Here is an 18,435-nt window from a genome sequence, read left to right on the forward strand (position 1 = left end):
ATCGCCTCCGCGTCGGGCGGGCGGCGTCTCCGTGCGTCGGGTCATTCGCCGCTCACCACCGAGATGATGGTCAGGAGGCTGCCGACGACGACGAGGAACACGCCCAAGTCGAACACGAGCGCGCTCGCGAGTTCGACCTCGTGGTAGATGGGGACGTGCTCGAAGTGGACGTACGTCTGTGTCAAGAACGGGTCGCCGACGAGGATTCCGGCGACGCCGCTGCCGACGACGACGGCCAACCCGGCGAGCAACATGCGACGGTAGGCGGTGACCGTCCGGTGCTCGAAGATGCTGGTTCCGGGGTCGACGTCTCTGTCGAGCACGTCCGACTCCAGGTAGTCGAGGTCGTAGGCGACGTAGATGAGCACGAACGCCGTCGTGGTGAGGACGCCGCCGATGAACCCGCCGCCGGGGAGGTTGTGTCCCTGCAGGAAGAGCCAAATCGAGAGGACGAGTACGATGGGGACGGTCACCCGAATCGTCGTCCGCGTGATCGTCGTCGTCACAGTGAGTCACCGCCGTCGGGGACCGGGTCGTCTTCGCTGTCGGGTGCGACCTCTTCGCTTCGGGTCCGCATCGTCACGAGCACGAGAATGGCGAGTGCGGCGACCGTGACGACGAGTAGTTCACCCAGCGTGTCGAACGCCCGGAAGTCCACGAGGATGACGTTGACAATGTTCGCTCCGCCGCCGCCCGGAACCGCCTGTTCGGTGTAGTACGCGGCGACGCTCGTCGGATCGGCGTCGGGGCCGGGCGCAGTCGAGAGCACGGCGACGAACGCCATCGCCCCTACGAGAACCGACACGCCCGCGTCGCGAGCGAGCACCAGCGGTTGGATGTCCGAGTAGAACGACGGCAATCGCTGGAGGACGAGCAGGAATATCAAGAGGACGAGCGTCTCGACGACGAGTTGCGTCAGCGCCAGGTCCGGCGCGCTCGCGAGGATGAAGAAGATGGCGATCATGAACCCGAGAATCGACAGCGTGAGCACGCCAGCGACGTGAGACGAGGCGATCGTCACCGCCACGCCGGCGAGGACGGCGATCGTCAACACGATGGTCACCGCGAGGGGCACGCCGAGTCCGCTCACTTCGGGAACCACCCCGACCGCGGCGAAGCCGGCGAGTGCGAGCAGGCTCCCGGCCGCGGCAACCCACGTCACGTACGTCCGCAGGAGGCCGTTGTGAACGAACGCCCCGAACCGGGCGCTCGTCGTCTCGGCCGTCGAGACGACCCAGTCGTACCACCCGCTCGGCCGCACGGGAACCGGAGCCTCGACGCCGCGTCCGACGAGTGCCGCGAGACGACCCGTGAACGGGTACGCGGCGAGTCCGCCGACGACGGCGACCGCGGACATCCCCACCGGGGGTGTGAAGTGAGTCGGGAGCCCCACTTCGAGGTTCGCCTCGCCGGTGGCGGTGGCTTCGACGGCCGATTGGACGATAGCGTCGACCGCCAGTTGCGGGGCGACGCTGACGACGGCCGCCGCGGCGGCCAACACGGCGGGGGGTGCGACGAGTGCGACCGGCGGTCGGTGGATGTCGGCGACGGGCGCTCGCCGTTCGCCGAAGAACATCGCGAGGAACTTCACCGAGTAGACGACGGTGAACACGCTCGCGACCGTCGCCACGGCGGGGTACAGCCAGGCGAGTCCGCCGGCCTCGTGGGCGACTTCGTAGGCCGCCTCGAACAGCAGTTCCTTCGAGTAAAAGCCGTTGAACGGCGGGATTCCGGCCATGCTCAGCGCGGCTACCACGGTGACGGCCGCCGTCACCGGAAGCTCTCGCCAGAGTCCCCCCAGTTCGTCGAGACTTCGGGTTCCGACCTCGTGAGCCACGATTCCCGCCACGAGAAACAGCGGTGCCTTGAACAGCGCGTGGTTGAGCAGGTGGAACGCGCCGGCTTCGCCGCCGTAGACGATGTCGAATCCGAAGCCCGCGACCATCAACCCGAGGTGACTCGCCGTCGAGTAGGCGAGCAACTCCTTGATGTCGGTCGCGGCCACCGCCAAAAGCGCCCCGACGGTCATCGTCAGGAGTCCGAGCGTCGCGACGAGAAGCACCCACTCCGGGCTCATCAGGAGGGGGCGCACGCGCCCGAGGAAGTAGACGCCGACCTTGACCATCGTCGCCGAGTGGAGGAACGCCGAAACGGGCGTCGGCGCGACCATGGCGTTCGGCAGCCAGAAGTGGAGCGGAACCTGCGCGGACTTGGCGGCGGCGGCGACGACGACGAGGACGAGTGCCGGGACGAACAGCCCCGACTCGCGCAGGGCGGCCCGCATCGCCTCGTCGTTCGCGAGCATCGCCGTCAGGTCGAACGTCGCCCTGCCGAGAGCGTCCTGCGCCGCCACCGAGAGTACGAGCAGTCCGGCGAGCAGGCACAGGCCGCCGCCGACAGTCACGACCATGGCCATCCGCGCCGAGTAGCGCGAGTCGTCGTCGTCCGTGTAGTGGCCGATGAGCACGAACGAACAGAGGCTCGTCAGTTCCCAAAACAGGAAGACGACCACGAGGTCCGAAGCGAGCGCGACGCCGAGTATCGAACCCATGAACGCGAGTAGCGCCGCGTAGTACCGCGCTAAGCCCTCTTCACCGTGCATGTACCGCGCCGAGTAGACGAACACGAGGACGCCGATACCGCTGGCTAAGAGCGCAAAGAGGAGCCCCCATCCGTCCACGGTGAACTGGACTCCCACGTCGAGTGCGGGGACCCACGACGCGCTGACGGTGCCGTAACTGTCGGCCTGCGTCGCCAAGAGCCCGAAACTCGCCGCCGCGACGAGAGCCCCCGCGTAGCCGGTCCGCTCTCCGAGGACGCGATACAGGAGCGGTGAGAGGGCCGCCGCGACGAAGGGCAGCGCGACGATAGTCGAGACGACTGTGAGGTTTGGTGCCATCGGTGTTCGTCGGTGTCGGCCGGTACTCAGCTGCAGTCGTAGTCGGCCTCTGCCCACCGTTGGACGCCTCCTCCAAAGTACCTGTTGACCAACCCCGGTACCGAACGGCGACGACTCCTCCGAACCGACCCCGACGAGGCAGAGAGTCCGCACCGACGGAGGGACGGCGGGACGGCCAGATAGTACAACTGTCTGTGGCGTCACTACCCTGTATGGCCGGACTCGTACAACGGACCGCACAGTCCATCGACGAGATGTGGCGGTCGGTCTGGGGCGGCTCGAGTCGTGGAGAGAAACTGATCATCGCCGTGTTCCTCCTCGTGACCGGGCTGGCGATACCGGTGATTCCCATCGTCTTCCTCGCTCGCCTCATCGCGAACTGACCCGCCTGCGACCGCGTGCGTGGCGAGGCCCGCCGACACTGCGATTTTCTCGCTCTCCGATACCGTCCGTAGCACCGAGAGCCGCGAGCGTCGGCATCGGTCGAGAACCGTAGACAGTGTGTCTCAGCCGACAGTCCACCCGAATCCGGCGGCCTGCACATACAGCCACGTCGTTGATGGAACTGATACGCCAACGAAGAGACGGAACGATCATGACCACAGACTCTATCGACGACCTCTTCGTCGAAGGCCTTCAGGAACTGTACTACGCAGAACAACAACTCGTCGACGCGCTCGAAACGCTGGCGGAGCAGACGGACGACGAGACCGCCAGTCAGGCGTTCTCGGAGCACCGCGACGAGACGCAAGAGCAGGTGGACCGACTGGAGCAGGTGTTCGAGCAGATAGGGGAGGAAGCCCGGACCAGAGAAGAGCAGGTCGTGAAAGCCCTCATCGACGAACACGAGCAGTTCGCGCAGGAGAACGACGGCGACGTGCTCGACCGGTACAACATGGGCATCGGACAGAAGACCGAACACTACGAGATAGCCGCCTACGGAAATCTCGCCTCGCTGGCTCAGAAGACCGGTCGCGACGACGCCGCAGAGATGCTCGCGGAGACGCTCCGCGAGGAAGAGGAGGCGCTCGAAGAGGTCACCGAAGCGAGCGAACAGTTCGACGAAGAGCAGGTCGCCGACTGATTCCCCGCCGACTCTCTTTCTTCCGACCGCGCGAGAAGTCCGATGCGGCGACGGTCGGTTTCTTTCCGCTTACCGGTAGCAGCGACTCCTTTGACACCCGTTCGTCCGGCAAAGCGAGAGTACTGCCGTTCGCCCCTCGGTCGCGTAGATAGCAGAATCCGCGTGGCATGTTATCAGCAGCCGACGAACGCGGACGGCACCGGGTTCGGACTCAACATCGTCCGAAACGTCGCCGGAGCCCACGGCTCGACGGTGTCACTCGCGGAGAGGAGGGAACGACAGGTGTGGATAAAAATAATTGAATCAAAGTTCGATCCGGTCCAGCCAATTATAACGAGATGCCTGATCTGACCTCTCTTGATTCGTCGGTAGAACTGTCGATACCTTAGATAGAGAGTGCTACAGTATCGCCGAGGGATTCGACGAGCGTACTGGATCAGAGCAATACAAAATACACGGTATATACTTCTATTTTCGATTTAAGAACCGGATAGTTGTAATATATTTCATATATGGCCAGTTTTGGACTATATATAGGATATACGTCGAAAAGCACTCATTCGTAGCAGAGAAAGGATTATGCAATTAGTAATGTGTACCCAACCACAGCCGAACTCGTCTGAAGTCGGAGCGTCCGCCACAGAGGCGATACGGTCGTCGAACTGATACCTCAGACCGGAGAAATCGACGACCGTCTGACCGCGTTCGGCGAACGACCGTCGTGGCCATTACACTACTATCGCTGTAATTATTTCAAAGAAGCGAATCGAGGGTTTCGGCTCGTTCGCGCGCGCTCTGTCGTTCGGTTTCGAGTGCCTCGACCAACCACTTGCTGACCCTCTCGAAGTCTACGTGGTCGCCGCCGTGGACGTCGTCGAAGAACTCGGCGTTCGCCGCCTCGCACTCTTCGACCCACTCGTCGCGGAGACTGTCCGCGCCGTGAAGCGCCCCGGCGATACTGCCGACCACCGACGCGACGGTGTCGCAGTCTCGTCCGAAACTGGCCGCCTCGACGAGAGAACGGTCGGTGTCCTCTCCACAGAGGGCGAGGATGCCGACGGCGGCCGGGAGAATCTCGATGCTGTCCGCGCTGAACACTCTCCCTCGAGCGTGCATCTCGCGGTTCCACTCGACCGCGGGCCACCGCCAGTCGAGAACCGGTCGTAGAACCGTTCGACGTACTCCTCTACGGTGTCGCTGTCGTCTGCGAGTCCGAGCGAGAGGTCCATCGCGCGGAACACGGTGTCGGACGACTGCTCTAGCATCACTTCGACGACGCTATCGAGCGTCGCGTTCGATAATAGTAACGACCGCCTCCGCCGGTACCCACGCCAACAACACCTTGCCGAACGCCGTGTTGTGGAGGTATCGCTCCCTGCCGAAGTACTCCGTTCCGTCGAGGGGTCCGCTCGACGACTGGGCGACGAAGACGCTCCGACCCTGCCGGTGGACGGCGAACAGAGCAGTCGTCTCCGCCTCCCGGGCCAACTTCTCGACTTCACCCTCGACGAGTTCGACGATATCGAACATCGTCTCCAAGGATCCGATCGTCTTCCCGCCGTTGACCGTGTCAAGACTGTCCATACCACACCACTCGGAGCCATCCCACAAAAACCTCCGTTCGCGGCGACGACCGCCGGTGATGGTTCTGTGGCGTCGGTTCCCCGCGGACACCGAGGCGGTGGGGTAAGTCTCCGGATGGGACGCATCTCTGTTCGACAGTAGTGAACGGAGAGGGAACTCGTCGAACGCGAACGAACGCCGCTTCGTCGGGCCGAATCGACGACGCGCCCGTCCCGAGGAACCGCGGACGTGTGTTTTATGTGTCCGTTCGACGCAGTGAGATCACGTAGCATGATTCGACCGACGCGCGGAGACCGGTTCGTCTCCGAGGAGACAGCACGCGACGCATCCCTCGGGAGGGATAGCCGATGAGCGAACCGACGGTGGCGTTCTACGGCGACGACTTCACCGGGTCGACCGACGTGCTCGAATCGCTGAGTCGCAACGGCGTCGACACCGTCCTCTTTCTCGACGTTCCCGACCGGAGCGACGTGGAACGGTTCGGAGAGGTGGAGGCAATCGGCGTCGCGGGAACCAGTCGAAGCATGACGCCGGACGAGATGGACGAACGGCTCCCCGCCGTCTTCGAGGCACTCGGCGAGTTCGACCCGGAACTCGTTCAGTACAAGGTGTGCTCTACGTTCGACTCCTCACCGACCGTCGGGAGCATCGGCCGAGCGATCGACATCGGGCAATCGGTCTTCGACTCGCCGTTCGTTCCGGTCGTCGTCTCCGCTCCGTCGCTCGAACCCCGCGGTCGGTACGTTCTGTTCGGGACTCTCTTCGCGACGGTCGGCGACGAGACGTACCGAATCGACCGCCACCCGACGATGAGCGAACACCCGGTCACGCCGATGACGGAAGCGGACCTCAGAGACCACCTCGGCGAGCAGACTGACCGAGATATCGGGTTGCTCGATATCCGGAGCATCGACGGCGAGGAGGGCGCGGACCTCGACGCCGCCCTCGACGACGTCGTCGAAAGCGACGAGATAGTCTTCTTCGACGGTCTGAACCGAGACCACCAACGGAAGGTCGGTCGTCTCGTCTGGGAGCGTTGCGAGTCGCGAGGGGAGGACGCGGCCCCGCTGTTTTCGGCCTCGTCGTCGGGTCTCGACTACGCGCTGACGGAGTACTGGCGGTCGGCCGGAGTGGTCGACGCGTCCGAACCGCCGACGCCAGCGGACGCCGTCGACCGCATCCTCGTCGTCTCGGGGAGCGCGTCGCCCGTCACCGAGGCGCAGATCGAGTGGGCGGTAGAACGCGGGTTCGAGGGGATACGGCTCGATACCGAACGACTCGTCGACCCCGAGAAAGCCGACGAGGCCCGCGGGGAGGCGATTCGGGCGGCGTTCGAGGCGTTGAACGCGGGTCGGAGCCCGCTCCTCTACTCCGCTCGCGGCCCCGACGACCCGGCCATCGAGCGAACGAGGGCCCGCGCCGAGGCGGCGGGCGTCACTCCGGACCGAATCGGCGACAGACTCGGCGACCAACAGGGGAAGATAACGCGGACGATATGCGCCGAGGCGGGTCTCGACAGAGTCTGTATCGCAGGCGGCGACACGAGCGGACACGTCGCCCCGCACCTCGACATCTTCGCGTTGAAGTTTCTCTCCCGCGTCGGCCCGGGGGGCCCGCTCTGCCGCGCGGCGTCGCGCGAGACGGCGTTCGACGGACTGGAAATCGCGCTCAAAGGGGGGCAGGTACAGACCACGAGCGACGAGGCGGACTTCTTCGGCGCGGTGATGGAGGGCGGGGCCGCCCGGTGACCCCGCGGACACCCGACCACAAATACTATTCCGCCGCAGTGTGGAGCTGTACCTCGGAAGACAATGGCAACCACAGTCGCGTTGATGGGAGCCGGCGGCAAGATGGGCTGTCGGATAACCGATCAACTCCGAGACGCCGACCGGTACGAACTCCGCTGCGTCGAACCGAGCAAAGCGGGGCGCGAACGACTGGCCGAGCGCGGACTCTCCGCACGACCCGAACACGAGGCGGTATCGGGCGCCGACATCGTACTGCTCGCGGTACCGGACGAACTGATCGGGTCGATAACCGCGGACGTCGTTCCCGAACTCGACGCGGGGACGATGGTCGTCTTGCTCGACCCGGCGGCCGCCCACGCCGACGTGCTCTACGACCGCGAGGACGTGACCTACTTCGTCGCGCACCCCTGTCATCCCTCATTTTTCACCGCCGACACGGGGATGGCCGACGACGATACGGACTGGTTCGGCGGACAGGGGCGAGACGAACAGAACATCGTCTGCGCTCTCCACCGCGGCCCGGAGAGCGATTACGAACGGGGCGAGGCGATAGCGCGCGACATCTACGCGCCCGTCGGCGACGCCCACCGCGTGACGACAGAACAGATGGCGATGCTCGAACCCGCCCTCGTCGAATCCCTGTTGGGGTCGTGTCTGTACGCGATTCGCGACGGATACCGGCGCGTCGTCGAGGCGGGCGTCCCGGAGGAGGCCGCCCGGGACTTCCTGTTCGGTCACTTCCGAATCGAGTTCGGTATCGTCTTCGGACTCACCGACTTCCCGTTCTCCGACGGCGCCCAAGCGGCGATAGAACAGGCCAGAGAAGACATCTTCACCGACGACTGGGAAGACGAGATATTCGCCCGAGACAACGTCGCACAGAGTGCGGAGGAGATCGTCGCCGATGACTAGAGACGCCCCTCGGAGAGTCGTCACAGAAGTAACGTACCGACGCGCCGGAGGGGTTCCGAACGGCGACGAGACGCCGAGTCCCCGCGACCGACCGGTCCCGAAGAACCGACCGATACCACGTTCACAAAACGATGTCCACGGAGAAATCGATGACGGGTAGTTTAGGCAGTGCAGTCGTCGTAGCACTCGATCACGGCCTTCACTGGGGGGTCTTCGACGGGTTCGAGGACCGCCGCCGAACGCTGGAGGCGGTGCTCGAAGGCGGCCCGGACGGAATTCTCGCGAGCGTTCCGTTCTTAGAACAGCACCGAGACCTGTTGGACGACCACCCCTCGGTGTACACGATAGGGACGGTGGATATCATCCACGACTCGACGATTCCCGGAGAACAGGCGTCCGACGAGATTCACAGACAGGTGTTCGACCTCGAAGACGCGGCGCGGGTCGGCGCGGACGCGGTGAAAGCCTGTCTGATATACGGACGGAACGATCCCGGCGTTCTCGGCGACAACCTCGAGTTCGCCGCCCGTATCGCGCGGAACGGGCGGCACCACGGTCTCGAAGTCGTCCTCGAACCCACGCTTTGGGGCCCCCGAATCGAGGACGACCTCGACGCGGACCTGATCGGCGAAGCGGCGCGAATCGGGGCCGAACTCGGTCCGGACATCCTGAAACTGTACTACCCCGGCGACGCCGACGCGTTCGCCCCGATAGTCGACCGAGCGCCGTCCCCCGTGTACGTCGCGGGAGGGCCGCTAGCCGAATCCGAATCCGCGGTGCTCGAAATGACCGCGGACGCGGTGGACGCCGGCGCGGACGGTGTGATATACGGCCGCAACGTCTGGCAACACGAAGACCCCGCGAGCGTCGTCGAAGCGCTCAAAGATATCGTTCACGACGGTGCGACGCCCGACGAATCGCTCGCTCGCTTCGACAGATGAGTTTCGAGCCACCGTTCTTCCAGATAAACTACAAACTGTACCCTGATACGTGGGGAGAGGACGGACTCGAGTTCGCGAAGACGGCCGCGCGCGTCGCAGACGAGTTCGGCGTCGATTTCGTCCTCTCACCGCAGACGGCGGATATCCGACTCGTCGCTCGGGAGACCGACCTCCCGATTCTGGCGCAAGGGATGTCCCCGCACGAACCCGGTCGGGGACTCGGACACATCCTCGCCGAGTCCCTCCGGGAGGCCGGCGCGACGGGGGTGATGATGAACCACCCCGAACGCAGAGAGACGGCTCCGGAGTTAGAGACGAAGATACGCCGGTGCCGCGAAGTCGGTCTCACGTCCGTCGTCTGCGTCGAGAACTACGAGTTCGGCAAGGCGGTGTTGGAGTGGGACCCAGACTGGGTCGTCTTCGAGCAACCGGAGTTACTCGGGACGACGACGTCTCTCAACGAGACCGACCCCGAGGCGGTCGAACGGTTCTCGGAGTTGGTCGCGGAACGGAACCCGCGGACGAACGTCTTTCTGGGAGGCGGCATCTCCTCGGTGGCGGACGTCGAGGCGGCGTTGGAACTGGCGGACGCCACCGGGTCGGCCTCGTGGATATCGTCGGACGTGCCGGTCGAGGAACGCGAGGAGACTCTCAGAGCGATCGCGGAGGTACTGGCGGAGGCCTGACGAACCGCGTCACGGGGCGCTTCTCGACCGCCGTACTTCCGCTACCGAGAGAACAGTTCCGATACTCGGTTGACTCTATCGTCATCGGGGGTAGAATCGGAAGTAACAACATAGAACATTAAATTAATTATATTCTATGTTGAACCCCGGTATGCATGGTACTATCTAACCCGATGGTCCCGTTCGTCGTGGGGTTGCTTGCAGTGGTCCTGCTGTTGGTGTGGTTGAAACTCCCGGCGTTCGTCGGACTCATCATCGCTACGGTCATCGTCGGTGTCGTGACGCCGGAGGTACCGTTCGCCGAAGTACCGACCACGACGGCGGAGGCGTTCGGGGACGTGTTGGTCGGAATCGGTATCCCCATCCTGATGGCGGCCGTCATCGGGAAGACGCTGATGGAGAGCGGTGCCGCCGAACGAATCGTCCGCGCGTTCCTCGGCATCACCGGGAACGAGAACTCCGAGTACGCGCTGTTGGGGAGCAGTTACATCCTGTCGATTCCGGTGTTCTTCGACAACGTGTTCTACCTGCTCGCGCCTATCGGTCGGTCGATGCGGGCGCGAACGGGCGACAAGTTCGCGGTGTACATCTCGGTTCTCAGTGCCGGAGCGCTCGGGACGCACATGTTGGTCCCTCCGACCCCCGGTCCGTTGGCGATGGCGGCCGAACTCAACGTGGACCTCGGAGTCGCGATGGGCGTCGGCGCGTTGGTCGCGATTCCGACGACTCTCGTCGGCGGCGTCGTGTACGGCCGTTGGATCGACCCTCGGATGGATATTCCGCTCCGCGACGCGATGGGAACGACCGCAGAGAGCGTGAGAGAGAACGCGGACCAACCGATAGACGAACTCCCCGGAATCGTCGAAGCGACGCTGCCCATCGTGGTCCCCGTCGTGTTCATCGCCTCGAACACCATCGCGGGCGTTCTCCTCTCTGAGGGCGCGTCGATACTCTCCGTGACCGCGTTCTTCGGGGACCCGAACATCGCGCTCACGGCGGCGGCTCTGCTATCGTCGTGGACGTTCTACCGGATGAAGGACCTGACCAGGAGAGAACTCGAATCCGAACTGACCGAGGCGCTGAAGAGCGGTGGCAACATCATCGCGATAACGGCGGCCGGCGGTGCGTTCGGTGCGATGCTCCAGAGCGCGGGAATCGGAGACTACATCGCAGGAAACCTCAGCGAAGTCGGTATCCCGCTTCTCATGACGGGATGGCTCATCGCCGGGTTGATCCGAATCGCTCAGGGTTCGGGCACCGTCGCAATCCTGACCGGCGCGTCTATCATGGCACCGCTTACGGGGCCGCTCTCCGTCCATCCCGTCTACATGATGATGGCGGTCGGCACCGGCGGGATGCTGTTTGCGTGGTACAACGACAGCGGCTGGTGGATCGTCAAAGAAGTCGCGGGAATCACGCAAGCGGAGACGTTCAAGACGTTCTCCGCGGTTAATTTGGTGATGTCCGTGACCGGGATAACGGTCGTGTTAGTCCTCTCGACGCTGATGCCCCTCCAGTAAGGGAGAGGCGCGACCTCCCCCGCGAAACCGACGCGGCACTCGTCGGATTCTCCCTCGCCGGTACGACGCACGTCCGAGAGCCCGGCCCGTGAGACTCTCGCGGGAGCGCGCCGACTCCAATAGACATCGGAGGGCGGTACCCAGTCGAAACCGTCACCGTGACGGCCGAGCGAGCGGAAGCCGTCCGTTCCAGAGGCGTCGGGTCACCGTTCGTCGGAACCGACGCTGAAACGCGCACGAGTAGCGCTTCGCCCCATCATAAATACAGCAGGTTATGTTAGAAAGATATTTTATCTCAGGTATAAAAGAACATAGCCCAAGTATTTGTAACCTCTATTCTATTTTATTACCCCAGATATATCAGAAATAAATTGTAGTTTGCGATATTTATGCCACACTAATACCCGACTGTGGAGTTATTTTTCGTTTATCCCCACATTTTTCGGTCTCGTGCGGATTCGTGATTATTGTCCGGATGTCAAATTGTGTTTCGGTGGCAAATACCGCACCGAACCCGGGAAATCGGCGTTCGAGATTGCCGCGGAGTTCGCCGAGCGAACGTCACCGACGTTCGGAGTGACTACCACGTCTCCGTCGTCGTTCCCCGGCGAACGGCGTTGACCGCCGCGCCGAACAGTACCACGATGCTGGCGAAGTACAGCCACGTGACGAAAAGAAGGACGGCCCCGATTATCCCGTACGCCGCGTAACGACCGGCGTTGGACGCGTAGATTCGGAAGCCGATCTGCAGGAGTACCCACCCGACCGCGGCGACGGCCGCCCCCGGCAACACCTCGCCGACCGTCACGTCGACCGGCGGGAGAACGTAGTAAATCGGGAGGAGCGCCAGCGTCAACGCGAGTATCAACACGGCGGTTCCGAGGACGTTGGCGAGCGGAATCTGCAGGTTCAAAACCGAGAGCGCGACGCCGACGCCGACGACGAGTGCGACGGCGAGAGCGATGCCGAGGGTCACGACGAGGGCGTCGCGGACCTGTTCGAGGAGGGAAACGTCGAGGTCGTTCGCGTACACGTTGTCGAACGCCTGCGTGAGGCCGCGAAAGAGTTTCAGCGCGCTCCACGTCAGCGTGAGAAACCCGACTACGGACGCGGCACCCCGTCCGGTGGTGTTGGTCAGCGTCTCCGTCACGGCGCCTTGCCCCGCATCGGAGAGTTGCTGGCTGAGCATGTCGGCGATGCGGGTGGCAAACGCCTCTCCCCCGACGAACGACGCGATAGAGACTGCCAGAAGTATCATCGGGATTATCGACACGAACGCGTAGTAGGCGATTCCCGCGGCCAGATAGGTGATATTTCGGTCCCGTGCGAGAGCGACGACGGATCGGGCGGTCGACATACGGAACATCAGAACCGCTGTCGTAAACCCGGTTGTGGCCGCGGGGTGCGACGCCGTAGGCGACGAACCCGACGTGAGACCGTCGTTCGCCCCCGGAATGGCCGGAAGACGAGCGTCGAACGGCGGGCACAGCACTTAGGGACGGACGGACCCAATCTCGTGCGCATGGAGGCACCCCGACAGTTGCGTTCTGCGGCGGCGGAACGGGAGGAGATCACCATCGCTCACCGGGAGTACGAGGACGAGAACGTCGTCGCCATCGACTTCGGCCCCGGCGTCGAAGCGACGCTCGATATCGTCGGAGAGACGGCCATCGTCGTCGCGGGCGAGAGCCAGTACGAGTTCGAGATTCCGCCCGAAGCGACCGACGTCACGACGAACGACGGTATTCTCCTGATAACGGAGTAACGGAGAGACGGCGCGCCCGCGGGGCGGAGGCCACGTATCCGGCGTCCGAACCGCCGGCTCGGTTCACTCGTCCTCCGCGTCGCGGCGGTGTTCGGAGTCCTCTCCGAGAGCGACGATGTACTCGTCTATCCACGGGGGTTCCTCGCGGTCCTTCGACCACTCGAACAGGTGGCGCTTCTCGTTCGCGTAGTAGTATCTGTAGGCGTCGACGTAGTCGTCCGCCTCCCATCGCCCGGTGAGTCGCGGGGGGTCGCTCGTCGCTTCGCTCGGCCACTCGAAGCCGCGGACGGTGTCTGAGTCGAGCGTCTCGACGGTCGCCCAACAGCCGTGTCTCCGCTCTTCGTCGTGGTCCCAGCGGTACCGCCACTCGCGGTGCGCCGCCTCGGTGTACTCCCTGAGATACCGCCAGTTGCCGTGCGACTCCGCGGCCCACCGGGTGAGCGGATGGTGCTGGTGCGTGAAGTAGAGCTCTTCGCCCGCGGCCCCGTTTAACTGCGCCGCGGTCGTCAGCACCATCGAACACTCGAAGACGCTGCTTGTGACGTGTTTGTCCACGAGCCACGTGACCGCCGTATCCGGGTCGCGGTCGAGCCAGAACGCGTTGACCATCTCTCGGCGTTCGGGACCGGCGTCAGTTAGTCTCTCGGGCGGAGGAGCGAACTGCGAGGCGGGCGCGGACGTCGGCGGCAGCGGACTCTTGGTCGTCGCCCGCCAACCGTCTCCTCTCGATGTCACTCTCAGTCGTCGTCGACGACAGGGAACCGCCCGCCGTCGCGGAGGCGGTCCGAGCGCACGCCGACGTGGACGCCGTCGCCTCGCGCCGACTCGCGTCCGGAGACGTCGTCGTGGGAGACGTCGGAATCGAGCGAAAGACGCTCTCGGACTACGTGAGCACGCTTCTGGGGCGGAGCGCGCCGGACCTCTACGACCAAGTGCGTCGGCTGAGCGAGGCGCACCCCCACTCGTATCTCCTCTTGGAGGCCGAACTCCCGGCGGACGGCGACGAGGGGGTTCCGGCGGCCGCGGTCCGGGGGTCGGCCGCGTCGATAACGGCGCGGTTCGGAACGCCGGTCATCCCGTGTTCGGACCTCGACCGACTCGTCGATATGGCCGTTCGACTCGGCCGAAAACACGTCGAAGAGCCCTCGACGCCCGCGCTTCCGAACGGGTCCGTGACGACGCTCGGCGCGCCGACCGCGAAGCGGATGTACGGCTGTATCGACGGCGTCGGAACCGACACTGCGGGCCGACTGTACGAGGCGTACCCCGCCGTCGCGGACGCCGTCGCGGCGTCGCCCGAGGAGTTGATGCGAATCGACGGCGTCGGTCCGAAACGAGCGGACGCGATATACGCCGCGTTCAGAGACGGGGGGTGACGACGCTCGCGGGGGCGACCGCCGGGCGTCAGAACAGGTCCGAGCGGAGGCGGAGTTCGTCGTTCTGCGCCGTCGCGAACGCCGACTCCTCGACGGTGTGGGCGTCGTCGTCTTCGGTCCAGTCGAGTGTCTCTCTGAGGCCCTCGTCGACGTTGTCCCACTCGGGGTCGACGTATGCCCGGCCGCCTCGAACGTCCGTCACCACGCCGATGCGCTCGTTTCCGCTCACGACCGTCTTCTCGCGGTCGCCTTTCGAGAGTTCGACCGTCATCTCGGCGACGACGACGCCAGCGACGACAAAAATACCGCCGCCGGGTCGTTCAACTGGTTTCCGCCCGTTCTCGCGTCGCCGGTCTCACGTGCGTTCGCCGAGTCGGAGGTCGAACAGTTCTCGGACGACGGACTCCGGTGCGACCATGCAGACGCCCGCGTTCGTCAGTTCCGGGTTCGTCACGAAGTGCGCCGTAGCGCCCGGTTCGAGGATGGTGACCGTCTCTTCTGTCCCGTCCTCGGACTCGAAGAGGAACGTGGGCATCTCCACTCGCGTCCCCGGTTCCACGTCGCCCGCGCCCGCAAAGAGCACGCCGTCGTCCTCCTCGAAGAGCGACTCCTCGTTCGTGACGTAGGCGGCGGGTACCTCCGGGTCGGCCGCCCAATAAACCCGGTCGTCGGCGTCGAGTACGTCGAACTCGAACACCGCGTCCGGGAGGGTGACGCGTCGCTCTCCCGTCTCGACTCCGCTTCGTCCGAGCCACACTAACGCGTCCTCTGCGTTGCCTGTTACGTCGAGCACACACCGTTCCACACTCCGGAGCGGAAAAAGTGCTGAGGCGGACGTGTAACGATTCGAGAGAGTTCCCGACCCCGCCCGTCGCTCAGAGACCCGCAAAAGCCAGCAACCGACGTACCTCGTCACCAGACATATGAGTGATTCCGCCGAACGCAGAGGACGTATGAACATTCCGACTCGAACCCTGCCAAGCGGCGTCGAGATGCCGCAGGTCGGCGCGGGGACGTGGGACATCGGCGGAGAGACTGTCAAAGAGTCCGTCCGGACGGCGCTCGACGCGGGGTACGCCCACGTCGACACGGCCGAGGGGTACAAAAACGAGGCCGAAATCGGCGAGGTGCTCGCGGAGTACGACCGCGAGGACATCTTCCTGACCTCGAAGGTCCTCCCTTCGAACCTCCACTACGAGTCGGTTCTCGAATCCTGCGAGGCCAGCCTCGACCGCTTGGGGACTGACTACCTCGACCTCTACTTGATACACTGGCCGAACCCGACCATCTCGCTGCGCGAGACGATACAGGCGCTCGAACGCCTCCACGAGGAGGGGAAGGTCAAAAACATCGGCGTGAGCAACTTCACGAAGTACCAACTGATGTTCGCGCGGCGCGTGGCGGACGTCCCCATCGCCGTCAATCAGGTTGAGTTCCACCCGTGGCTCAACCAAGACGACCTTCTGCAGTACTGCGACGACAACGATATCGTCCTCACCGCGGCCGCCCCGTTGGCCCGAACTGAAGTGCTCGACGACCCCGTCGTCCGCGACGTGGCCGAGGCGTACGACAGAACGCCGGCGCAGGTCGTCCTGCGCTGGCAGATTCAGAAAGGTATCGTCACGATTCCCAAATCCTCGACGCCCGACCACATCCGGTCGAACTTCGAGGTGGGCGAGTGGGAACTCGACGCCGAGGACGCCGCGCGAATCGACGACATCGACACCGAAAAGCGCGTCTACATGATCGACGTCGACGACGAGACGTACGGGATTCCGCGCTGACGGCGTCGCGCGGCCTCAGAGATACGAGTCGTCGTACTCCTCGGAGTCAGGAGCGTGACTGTTGCCGCACTCGCCGCACTCCAACCGTTCCATGTCGTCCATCTGGACGTCCAGCGACCCGCAGTTGGCGCAGTAGTAGCCGTACCGTTCGCCCCACTCCTCGTCGAGATACGTCACGAAGAAGGGGGCTTGAGTCCCGGACGCGCCGTCGCTGTCGGTGTCGACGTACACGTTCTGTCCGTCCTCGGTCGTCGCGGTTCTGACTCCGTCTTCGAGTTCGGTGTCGGGGAAGTCGATGTCGCCGTCGTCGGTCTTCGCGGAGTCGGTCTTGTCGGTCGCCGCCGAGGGTTCGGTGTAGACGTACTCGACGAACGATTCGTCGCCGAGTTCGACCGTCCGTTCCTCGGTCCGTTCGAGGTCCAGATGCTCGAAGAACTGCTCGCCCTCGGTGTTTTTCTCCAACGCCGTCGCCTGAATCCGCTCGACGCCCCGTTCTCGGAACGCGTCCATCGCCGCCTCGAACAACTCCGTTCCGATTTCGAGGCCCCGGTGTTCGGGGTCGACGAACAACCAGCGAACCTCGCCGACGTCGCCGTCTACGCTGCCGAGAACGATGCCGGCGACGGTTGGGTCCGCGTCGTCGATGCTGTTCTCCGCGACGACGGCGACGGCGTCCTCGTCGTCGAACGTCCGCCGCAGAGCGTCATCTCCGAACTCCTCTTGGGTCACCGCATCTATTTGCTGCGGACTCAGCCTGTACGACGTGGTCATCGAACTATCGACCATCTGGCGTATCCGGTCTGTGTCCTCCGGGGTCGGGTCGCGGAGTTCCATGTTTCTCACCTCGTCCACAATCGGGATAAGCGCGGGGGCGGAGTTCACGAAATCCGGACGTTCAGGTCCCCAAATCAGAATAGACGAATCCGGCAGAACTCGTATGTGTGGGCTGTCTGTAGACGGGAGCATGCTCGAACGAATGCGGCGCGCGAGAGAACGCGTCCGGAGGGAGGGAGTCGGGTCGTTCGCCTACGAGGCGGTCAGGTCGACGCTCCCGTTTCGAGACCGGTTCCGGTTGGATCTCCTTCTCTTCGAGTGGACGAAAGGCCGGACGGTACCGCTCGACCCGTGGAACCGCCTCCGGATGCTCCGGCACGGCTTTCTCTCCTCGTCGTACTACCTCTACGGCTTCGACGAACGGCGGAACTACGGCGACTACGTCTCGGAGTACGAGAAGATGGCGTACACCGCCCACATCAACGGTCGGACGCGAACGTACCTCGACGACAAGTTCGAGTTCTACGCGGCGATGCGGAGTCGGGGGTTCGAAGACGCGCTTCCGAACCTGTTCGGCGCGATAGGCGGCGGACGGGAGAACGTCGAAGATATCGACGCCGACGACGTGCTCGAACTCCTCGACGGCGGCGAGAAACTCGTCTTGAAGGGCGCGACGGGCGCGGGCGGAAGCGGCGTCTACATCTGTGAGAGCGACGGCGACGGCTACCTCGTCAACGGCGATACCGTTCCCGCCTCGGCGGTGCGGTCCGTCGTGGCGTCGGTCCGCGGCTATCTCGTCACGGAGTTCAACGAACAGGCCGAGTACGCCGCGGAGGTGTATCCGAACTCGCCGAACACGGTTCGCGTCCTGACGATGCATCCCGGGGACGACGACCCGTTCGTCGCCGCCGTCGTCCACCGGTTCGGCGCGGCGGGGTCCGGCGGCGTCGACAACTGGTCGCGGGGCGGTATCGCCTGCGAGATAGACCGAGAGCGGGGCGAACTGCGTCGGGCGACTCGGTTCCCGTTTGACGGTAAACTACGGTGGTTCGACTCTCACCCCGACACCGGCGCCCGCATCGAGGGGCGGTCGGTCCCGGGGTGGGACCGAATCGAGGCGTCCGTGCTCGAACTCGCCGAGGCGTTTCCCGACATGCCGTACGTCGGGTGGGACCTGTTGGTCACCGACTCGGGCGAGTTCGTGGTACTGGAGGGGAACAACCAGTGCGACGTCGATCTGATACAGGCGAACGAACCGCTGTTGGCGGACGACCGGGTGGTCGAGTTCTACGACGAGTTCGTGGACTCCGAGCGGTGGCCGCGGAGCGACTCGTGACTCGCTCTGTTCGTCGGGTGCGAACA

At 64.2% G+C, this 18,435-nt stretch carries 19 protein-coding genes and 1 pseudogene; 11 read left to right on the forward strand and 9 right to left on the reverse strand.

Features of this window, described 5'->3' with window-relative positions; translation table 11 throughout:
• Window positions 1-41: 41 nt before the first annotated feature.
• Window positions 42-506 carry an MnhB domain-containing protein gene (locus tag BM167_RS11165; protein WP_092892460.1) on the reverse strand — a complete coding sequence of 155 codons (465 nt, stop codon included), beginning with the start codon at window positions 504-506 and terminating at the stop codon, window positions 42-44.
• Window positions 503-2,899: a hydrogen gas-evolving membrane-bound hydrogenase subunit E gene (mbhE, locus tag BM167_RS11170; protein ID WP_092892462.1), complete on the reverse strand. Its 2,397-nt coding sequence runs from the start codon at window positions 2,897-2,899 to the stop codon at window positions 503-505. The genes BM167_RS11165 and mbhE overlap by 4 nt, the downstream gene beginning before the upstream one ends.
• Window positions 2,900-3,111: 212 nt before the next feature.
• On the opposite strand from mbhE, the gene BM167_RS18520 reads away from it, so the two are divergent.
• Both BM167_RS18520 and BM167_RS11175 read left to right on the forward strand, forming a co-directional pair.
• On the forward strand, window positions 3,112-3,282 hold the full coding sequence (locus BM167_RS18520; protein ID WP_177213338.1) for a hypothetical protein: 171 nt from the start codon (window positions 3,112-3,114) through the stop codon (window positions 3,280-3,282).
• A 212-nt stretch (window positions 3,283-3,494) separates the two neighbouring features.
• A complete protein-coding gene (locus tag BM167_RS11175) occupies window positions 3,495-3,983 on the forward strand; it encodes a YciE/YciF ferroxidase family protein (RefSeq protein ID WP_092893079.1) in 489 nt (162 codons plus the stop codon).
• Window positions 3,984-4,736: 753 nt separating this feature from the next.
• Here the strand turns inward: BM167_RS11175 and BM167_RS11180 are convergent.
• Together BM167_RS11180 and BM167_RS11185 are read right to left on the reverse strand one after the other, a co-directional pair.
• Window positions 4,737-5,144: pseudogene (locus BM167_RS11180) on the reverse strand (ADP-ribosylglycohydrolase family protein); the annotation flags it as partial.
• Window positions 5,145-5,261: 117 nt separating this feature from the next.
• A complete protein-coding gene (locus BM167_RS11185) occupies window positions 5,262-5,567 on the reverse strand; it encodes an IclR family transcriptional regulator domain-containing protein (protein ID WP_092892466.1) in 306 nt (101 codons plus the stop codon).
• A gap of 347 nt (window positions 5,568-5,914) precedes the next feature.
• Between BM167_RS11185 and BM167_RS11190 the strand changes: the two genes are divergently transcribed.
• From BM167_RS11190 to BM167_RS11210, 5 genes are all read left to right on the forward strand, one after another.
• Complete coding sequence (locus BM167_RS11190; RefSeq protein ID WP_092892468.1) at window positions 5,915-7,315, forward strand: four-carbon acid sugar kinase family protein; 1,401 nt, start codon at window positions 5,915-5,917, stop codon at window positions 7,313-7,315.
• Window positions 7,316-7,378: 63 nt separating this feature from the next.
• Complete coding sequence (locus BM167_RS11195; protein ID WP_092892470.1) at window positions 7,379-8,227, forward strand: phosphogluconate dehydrogenase C-terminal domain-containing protein; 849 nt, start codon at window positions 7,379-7,381, stop codon at window positions 8,225-8,227.
• A gap of 149 nt (window positions 8,228-8,376) precedes the next feature.
• Complete coding sequence (locus tag BM167_RS11200; protein ID WP_092893080.1) at window positions 8,377-9,168, forward strand: class I fructose-bisphosphate aldolase; 792 nt, start codon at window positions 8,377-8,379, stop codon at window positions 9,166-9,168.
• The gene (locus BM167_RS11205) at window positions 9,165-9,854 is read left to right on the forward strand and encodes a triose-phosphate isomerase (protein ID WP_092892472.1); all 690 of its coding nucleotides are present in this window, start codon (window positions 9,165-9,167) and stop codon (window positions 9,852-9,854) included. The genes BM167_RS11200 and BM167_RS11205 overlap by 4 nt, the downstream gene beginning before the upstream one ends.
• Before the next feature lie 155 nt (window positions 9,855-10,009).
• The gene (locus BM167_RS11210) at window positions 10,010-11,374 is read left to right on the forward strand and encodes a GntP family permease (RefSeq protein WP_092892474.1); all 1,365 of its coding nucleotides are present in this window, start codon (window positions 10,010-10,012) and stop codon (window positions 11,372-11,374) included.
• 580 nt (window positions 11,375-11,954) lie between these two features.
• Here BM167_RS11210 and BM167_RS11215 read toward each other — a convergent pair.
• Entirely contained in the window at window positions 11,955-12,731 is a 777-nt protein-coding gene (locus BM167_RS11215) for a YihY/virulence factor BrkB family protein (RefSeq protein ID WP_092892476.1), read from the reverse strand.
• A 165-nt stretch (window positions 12,732-12,896) separates the two neighbouring features.
• Here BM167_RS11215 and BM167_RS11220 point away from each other — a divergent pair, with 165 nt between their 5' ends.
• Window positions 12,897-13,139 carry a DUF7127 family protein gene (locus BM167_RS11220; protein ID WP_092892478.1) on the forward strand — a complete coding sequence of 81 codons (243 nt, stop codon included), beginning with the start codon at window positions 12,897-12,899 and terminating at the stop codon, window positions 13,137-13,139.
• Window positions 13,140-13,202: 63 nt separating this feature from the next.
• On the opposite strand, the gene BM167_RS11225 is transcribed toward BM167_RS11220, so the two are convergent.
• On the reverse strand, window positions 13,203-13,748 hold the full coding sequence (locus BM167_RS11225) for a hypothetical protein (RefSeq protein ID WP_092892479.1): 546 nt from the start codon (window positions 13,746-13,748) through the stop codon (window positions 13,203-13,205).
• A 119-nt stretch (window positions 13,749-13,867) separates the two neighbouring features.
• On the opposite strand from BM167_RS11225, the gene BM167_RS11230 reads away from it, so the two are divergent.
• A complete protein-coding gene (locus BM167_RS11230) occupies window positions 13,868-14,515 on the forward strand; it encodes an ERCC4 domain-containing protein (RefSeq protein WP_092892481.1) in 648 nt (215 codons plus the stop codon).
• Between the two features lie 28 nt (window positions 14,516-14,543).
• Here the strand turns inward: BM167_RS11230 and BM167_RS11235 are convergent, their stop codons facing one another.
• Window positions 14,544-14,786, reverse strand: a complete 243-nt coding sequence (locus BM167_RS11235) for a hypothetical protein (protein ID WP_092892483.1) — start codon at window positions 14,784-14,786, stop codon at window positions 14,544-14,546.
• Window positions 14,787-14,870: 84 nt separating this feature from the next.
• Window positions 14,871-15,308 carry a hypothetical protein gene (locus tag BM167_RS11240; protein ID WP_092892485.1) on the reverse strand — a complete coding sequence of 146 codons (438 nt, stop codon included), beginning with the start codon at window positions 15,306-15,308 and terminating at the stop codon, window positions 14,871-14,873.
• 160 nt (window positions 15,309-15,468) lie between these two features.
• Here BM167_RS11240 and BM167_RS11245 point away from each other — a divergent pair, with 160 nt between their 5' ends.
• Entirely contained in the window at window positions 15,469-16,299 is an 831-nt protein-coding gene (locus BM167_RS11245) for an aldo/keto reductase (protein WP_092892487.1), read from the forward strand.
• Between the two features lie 15 nt (window positions 16,300-16,314).
• On the opposite strand, the gene BM167_RS11250 is transcribed toward BM167_RS11245, so the two are convergent.
• A complete protein-coding gene (locus BM167_RS11250; RefSeq protein WP_092892489.1) occupies window positions 16,315-17,133 on the reverse strand; it encodes a GNAT family N-acetyltransferase in 819 nt (272 codons plus the stop codon).
• A gap of 130 nt (window positions 17,134-17,263) precedes the next feature.
• Between BM167_RS11250 and BM167_RS11255 the strand changes: the two genes are divergently transcribed.
• Window positions 17,264-18,409 carry a sugar-transfer associated ATP-grasp domain-containing protein gene (locus tag BM167_RS11255; protein WP_177213339.1) on the forward strand — a complete coding sequence of 382 codons (1,146 nt, stop codon included), beginning with the start codon at window positions 17,264-17,266 and terminating at the stop codon, window positions 18,407-18,409.
• The last annotated feature ends 26 nt before the right edge of the window (window positions 18,410-18,435 follow it).

This window comes from Halopelagius inordinatus, assembly GCF_900113245.1.
GTDB classification, from domain to species: domain Archaea; phylum Halobacteriota; class Halobacteria; order Halobacteriales; family Haloferacaceae; genus Halopelagius; species Halopelagius inordinatus.